Genomic DNA, 5,438 nt, shown 5'->3' with positions numbered 1-5,438 from the left:
CTTTTCTTTTGCTTACTTTTCTTTTGGCGAAGCAAAAGAAAAGTGAGTTGCCGCCGGGCAACCCCCGGCCAGCAGGAGTCAAAAGAGAACACCCCTCTTGAACTCCAACAGCCACATCATTACCCTACCCCCATGCCCCAAACCCACGTCCTTCGCCTGACGCCAGGCGAAGACCTCCGCGCCACCCTGACCAAAGCCTTTGCCCAGCTGCAGGCCGGGCAAAACACCACCGCAGCTTGCATCATCTCTGCCGTGGGCAGCTTGTCCCGCGCAGTCCTGCGCTACGCCGACCAGCCCGACGGAACGGTGCTGGAGGAACCGCTGGAGCTGATCACGTTGTCGGGCACGCTGAGCGCCGACGGGGTTCATCTGCATGCCAGCGTGGCGACGGCGCGTGGCGAGATGCGCGGCGGCCATGTGATGGCGGGCTGCATTGTGCGGACCACGGCGGAAATCGTGCTGGCGCCTTTGCCGGGCTGGGTGTTTACGCGCGAGCAGGATGCGAAAACGGGTTTCAAGGAGCTGGTGGCAAAGCCTGTAGGCCGGGCCTGACGGTGCGGCCGGTATTCCGGCCATGGTCTTGGGCTTTGATCGGCGTACAGTAAAAGACAACAAGCCTCGCAACGTCACGCAACGTCAGTTAATGCGGCTTGAAGGAGTCATTGATGGCCATGCGAAAAACTCACCCCATCCCCCTCGTGTTTGGCGCTGTGCTGGCCTTGCTGGCGGGGCCGGGGCTGCTGGCGCAAACCACAGCCACAACTCCCGCCGCGCCTGCGGCGGAGCCGGGCGCTGTGCAGAAGCCGGCGGTGCCTTTGAAGAACCCGCTGAACCGCAACCCGGCACGCCGCGCGTTGCCGCCGGACAATTCCATTCCACCGCCGGATCCGCGTGACTCGACAACGCGACCCACGCTGCCGCCTGTCAGCAGCGACGGGCGCGACACGGTGGTGCCGCCTGAGGCGCCGGCGTCGGACGCGCGCAGGCCTTAGCGTTTTTTTGCCGCTTACAGCGACAGCGACTGGCTGCCGGCCCGGCCGGGGCTTTGTGCCCGGGGCGCATGGGCCTTGCGGCCTGCGGGGCCGCGGCCCTTGCGGTAGCGCTGCGGCGCGGCCTGCTTTTGCAGCAGGCGCCGCCTGGCGAGGCGCGCGGGGTGGAAGACCTGCTCGTAATACGCCAGCCACTGCTGTTCGCCGGCATCCAGGGCCGGCGCGTCTTGCGGGTCGGCGGCTGGGCCGAAGCGCAGCGCGGCCAGACCCTCGCCCGGCGGTTTTGCGTCGGCCGCAAAGTCCTGCGGGCCCAGGTAGTCGGACTCGACACTGCCCCCGGGGGTGAGGATGGCCCAGCGCATCAGGGAAAAGCGTTTGGCGAAAGTGGGCGCCACGGCTTCAACGATATGGTGTTCAGGCTCATACCAGGCGACATGCAGCGGTCCGGCAAGAGGCCTGGCCCTGAAGCTGTCGTCCTGCACCGAGCGAAAGCGCAGCTGGGCTTTCATTTTGCGGATGTCTTCGCGTACCTCGTCGGCCATCTGGCGGGCTTCTTCCATGTCGGCGTCCTGCGGTGTGTGGCGCAGTTCGGGCTCGTGCACCAGGCGCCACAGCAGGCGGTAGAGCAGCTGGAAGCGTTTCGGGTTGCGGTGCAGCACGGCGGCCTGGCACAGCGCGAGGAATTCGGGCGGCACGTTGACGGCGGGCGCGTCGCTGAAGGCCGGGCTGTGCGCGCTGCCGGCGGCCTGCGGGGCCTGGGGCGTTTGCAGGGGCGCGTCGCCGCATTGCCAGCTGACCTGCGCGGGCAGGATGTTTTGCGCCAGCAGGCCGCGTGCGGCACGGCGAAAGCCCTCGAAGTCCGTCTGGCCGTGCAGCGCAACGGGCAGCGCGGCCTGGGGAAAGAGGTCGGTCGTCAGCAGGTCATTCATCACGCCCATGCAATACATCCTTTCTTCTTCACGGTCTGACTTCATGGTGCCGCCGCGGGTTCAAGCGCGCTTGTAGGCAAAGAAGCCGACTTCCCGGGTGCGGGCGGCGCATCGCCGGGAAAGAGAAAACCAAAAACACTGTATCAATATACAGTAGTTTGGGCTCATGGACACAGAGCCTGAGCCCAAAACCCTGGTGGTGTGTGGCTTTGGCGCCTAAACCGGGCTGGGAGCCAATGGAACCGGGCTTGGGATGGCTAGCGCGCCACCGGCCGGGCGTTTTGCGGGGGCTGGACCGCCCTGGCCACCCGGGCCAGCTTTCTGGCATGGGCTTCCATCACCGCGTAGACCGCCGTGGCAATGCCCAGCGGCACCACGTAATAGATAAGACGGTAGGCGACCAGGGCGGCCAGCAGCTCGGCCTGCGGCATCAGGTGCGAGAGCAGGGCGACAAACACCGCTTCCAGCACCCCGAGGCCGGCCGGGATGTGGGTGATGACGCCGGCCACCGCCGCCAGCAGCAGCACGCTGGCGACGGCGGAGAACTCGATGCGGTGCTGCAGCAGGATGTACAGGATGCCCGACATGGTGAGCCAGTTGCCGGCGCCCATCAGCAGTTGCAGCACGGCCAGCCGCGGCGAAGGCAGCTCTATGGTGTGGCCGCGCAGCTCGTAGTGGCGCCGGCGCGTGAAGGCGCAAATGCCCAGGTAGGCCGCGGCGGCTGCCAGCAGCGCCAGGCCGGCCAGGCGCAGGTGGCCGGCGGTGATGGGCCAGCCGGCCGGCAAGGTGGGCGGGTGCAGGCTGAACACCAGGCCGGCCAGCAGCACATAACCCATCCAGTTGGCCAGCATGCTGATGGACATGATGCGCGTGATGGCACCGGGCTTCAGGCCCAGGCGCGAGTACAGGCGAAAGCGGAAGGCCACGCCGCCCACCAGCGAGCCGAGGTTGAGGTTGAAGGCATAGCTGGTGAAGGTCACCAGCATCACGGTGGAGGCGCCGAGCTTGTGGTGCGTGTAGTGCCGGCCCAGCAGGTCAAAACAGCTGTACAGGGTGAAGCTGGCCGCGGCCAGGGCCACCGCGCCCCAGGCGGCGGTGAGGGGATAGTCCGCCAGCGAGCTGAGCACCTCGCCCCATTCAATGGTGCGCACCTGCGATGCCAGCAGGGCGGCCACCAGCGCAAAGAACACGGCGGTGGCGCCGCGCCTGAGCCAGGGCCACCAGGGGCGGCCGCGCAGGGGGCTGCGGCTTGAGGCCATCAGGCGCTCACACGGGTTTGGCCTGGCTCACCGGCTCGGGGTTTCGGCCAGTGGGGCCAGTGGAGCCGGTGGGGGTGGCAAGGCCCTGGCCGGCGGGCGTGATGCGCGGCGTGTGCGCCGGCAGCCAGCCGGCCCAGGCCGGGTAGCGGCGCAGCAGGTGGAATACAAAATAGCTGCGCACGGTGCGCCACCAGCTGGGCTCGACCAGGCTTTCATGGGTCACCTGTTTGCAGCTGTGCCGGATCAGGGCCTCCAGCCGCGCGCCCAGCTCGCTGTTGAAGGCGGGGTCGCGTATGACGACGTTGGCCTCCAGGTTCAGCGAGAGGCTGAGCGGGTCGAGGTTGCTGGAGCCCACGGTGGCCCAGTCGTCGTCGACGACGGCCACCTTGCCGTGCAGCGGCCGCTCGCAGTATTCGTAGATGCGCACGCCGGCGTCCAGCAGGTGGTGGTAGAGCATGCTGGCGGCGGTCTTGACGATGGCCATGTCGGGCTCGCCCTGCAGGATGAGGCGCACGTCCACGCCGCGCCGCGCGGCATGGCGCATCTCCCTGAGCAGCCGGTAGCCGGGGAAGAAATAGGCGTTGGCGATGACGACGCGCTTGCGGGCGGTGCGCAGGGCCGCGCGGTAGTGGCGCTCTATGTCGTTGGTGTGCTTGCGGTTGTCGCGGGTGACAAAAAGTGCGGAGGCCTCGCCCACCGGCGCGGGAATGCTGTCGCCGCGCCAGGCGCCGGCCAGCGAACGCGCACGGTCGGAAAAGCGCTCGCGCAGGCCGGGCGGCGGCTCGGCGCCGGCATTGCGCTGGCCGGCGGCCAGGGCGCGGCGCACAAAGCCGTGGATGTCGGCGACGATGGGGCCTTCGATTTCGACGGCGTAGTCCTGCTTGGCCTGGGGCCCGAAGTCGGCCAGGTGGTCGGCCGAGTAGTTGATGCCGCCCACAAAGGCGCGCTCGCCGTCGATCACCACGATCTTGCGGTGCATACGGCGAAACAGGTTGGTGCGCCAGCCCCAGAGCCTGGGGCCCGGGTCGAACACATGCACGCGCACGCCGGCGCGGGTGAGGGTGGAGATGAATTCGGGCGACAGGTCGGGCGAGCCGTAGCCGTCTATGGTCACGTCGACCTGCACGCCGCGCCGCGCGGCCTGGTGCAGGGCCGCATGCAGTTCTTCACCGACTCTGTCTTCAAACAGGATGAAGGTTTCCAGTACGACCTCGCGTTTGGCGGCGGCAATGCATTCGAATACGCGCGGGAAAAACTCCTCGCCGTTCTCGAGCAGGTGGAACTGGTTGCCGCTGACCCACCTGGTCATGTTGCCCCCACGCTTTTCACTTCGTGTAATTCGCTGCCCCTTTTCCGCATGCTCCGGGGCTCGTTTCCTTGGGGCGGCCCGGCGGAAAATTGTGTGGCCAGCGCATCGAAGGTGGTTGATGGAATCACAGCTCTATCTCTGCCGCCAGCGGCGCGTGATCAGAAAGATGCGACCAGGGCCGCAGCGGCAGCACCACGGGCGCATGGCCTATGGCGTTGCGCACATAGATGCGGTCCAGGCGCAGCAGGGGCAGGCGGGCGGGGAAGGTCCTGGCGGCCTTGCCGTTGGCCTGCACAAAGACTTCGTGCAGCTCGGCGCCTTTTTCAAGCCGCGCATGGGCGCGGTGGCGCCAGTCGTTGAAGTCGCCGGCCACCACCACGGGGGCGTGCGGCGGGATGTCCTTGCGCACGAGGTCGCAGAGCATGTCCATCTGCTGCTCGCGGTGCGTTTCCATGAGGCCCAGGTGCACGCAGATGGCGTGCACGTTGACGCTGCGGCCGGGGATCTGCAGTTCGCAATGCAGCAGGCCGCGGCGCTCGGGGCCGCTGATGGAGACGTCGCGGTTTTCAAAACGCACGATGGGAAATTTCGACAGCACCGCGTTGCCGTGGTGGCCGTTGGTGTAGACGGCGTTGCGGCCGTAGGCGAACTGCGGCCAGATGGTGTCGGCCAGGAATTCGTAGTGCGGCGTGTCGGGGTAGTTGTCGAACTTGTCGGCGTGCTTGACGTGGTTGCCCGTCACTTCCTGCAGAAACACCACGTCCGCGCCCACGCTGCGCACCGCTTCGCGCAGCTCGGGCAGGATGAACTTGCGGTTGAAGAAGGTAAAGCCCTTGTGGATGTTGACCGTAAGGACCTTGAAGGAAAACGAGGACTCGGGGCTCACGGCCGCCAGCGCGGTCTGGGTATCTGCCTCGACGGCGGCCATGTCGACGCGAGTGCCGGCTTTGGG

The 5,438-nt window shown here is 67.1% G+C and carries 6 protein-coding genes; 2 read left to right on the top strand and 4 right to left on the bottom strand.

What is annotated here, in order from left to right; translation table 11 throughout:
* The first annotated feature begins 132 nt into the window (after window positions 1-132).
* Both ACEN8I_RS24060 and ACEN8I_RS24055 read left to right on the top strand, forming a co-directional pair.
* The gene (locus ACEN8I_RS24060; protein ID WP_413331178.1) at window positions 133-552 is read left to right on the top strand and encodes a PPC domain-containing DNA-binding protein; all 420 of its coding nucleotides are present in this window, start codon (window positions 133-135) and stop codon (window positions 550-552) included.
* 119 nt (window positions 553-671) lie between these two features.
* Complete coding sequence (locus ACEN8I_RS24055; protein ID WP_413331177.1) at window positions 672-992, top strand: hypothetical protein; 321 nt, start codon at window positions 672-674, stop codon at window positions 990-992.
* A 14-nt stretch (window positions 993-1,006) separates the two neighbouring features.
* On the opposite strand, the gene ACEN8I_RS24050 is transcribed toward ACEN8I_RS24055, so the two are convergent.
* From ACEN8I_RS24050 to ACEN8I_RS24035, 4 genes are all read right to left on the bottom strand, one after another.
* The gene (locus ACEN8I_RS24050; RefSeq protein ID WP_413331176.1) at window positions 1,007-1,927 is read right to left on the bottom strand and encodes a TIGR03915 family putative DNA repair protein; all 921 of its coding nucleotides are present in this window, start codon (window positions 1,925-1,927) and stop codon (window positions 1,007-1,009) included.
* A gap of 248 nt (window positions 1,928-2,175) precedes the next feature.
* A complete protein-coding gene (locus ACEN8I_RS24045; protein ID WP_413331175.1) occupies window positions 2,176-3,177 on the bottom strand; it encodes a lysylphosphatidylglycerol synthase domain-containing protein in 1,002 nt (333 codons plus the stop codon).
* A gap of 7 nt (window positions 3,178-3,184) precedes the next feature.
* Window positions 3,185-4,486, bottom strand: a complete 1,302-nt coding sequence (clsB, locus tag ACEN8I_RS24040; RefSeq protein ID WP_413331173.1) for a cardiolipin synthase ClsB — start codon at window positions 4,484-4,486, stop codon at window positions 3,185-3,187.
* A gap of 124 nt (window positions 4,487-4,610) precedes the next feature.
* Entirely contained in the window at window positions 4,611-5,414 is an 804-nt protein-coding gene (locus tag ACEN8I_RS24035) for an endonuclease/exonuclease/phosphatase family protein (protein WP_413331179.1), read from the bottom strand.
* Window positions 5,415-5,438 lie beyond the last annotated feature (24 nt).

It is taken from the genome of Polaromonas sp. CT11-55, from assembly GCF_047303325.1.
Lineage (GTDB): Bacteria > Pseudomonadota > Gammaproteobacteria > Burkholderiales > Burkholderiaceae_C > Polaromonas.
The sequence above is the reverse complement of the archived record's forward strand: the minus strand, read 5'-3'. Positions and strand labels throughout refer to the sequence as shown.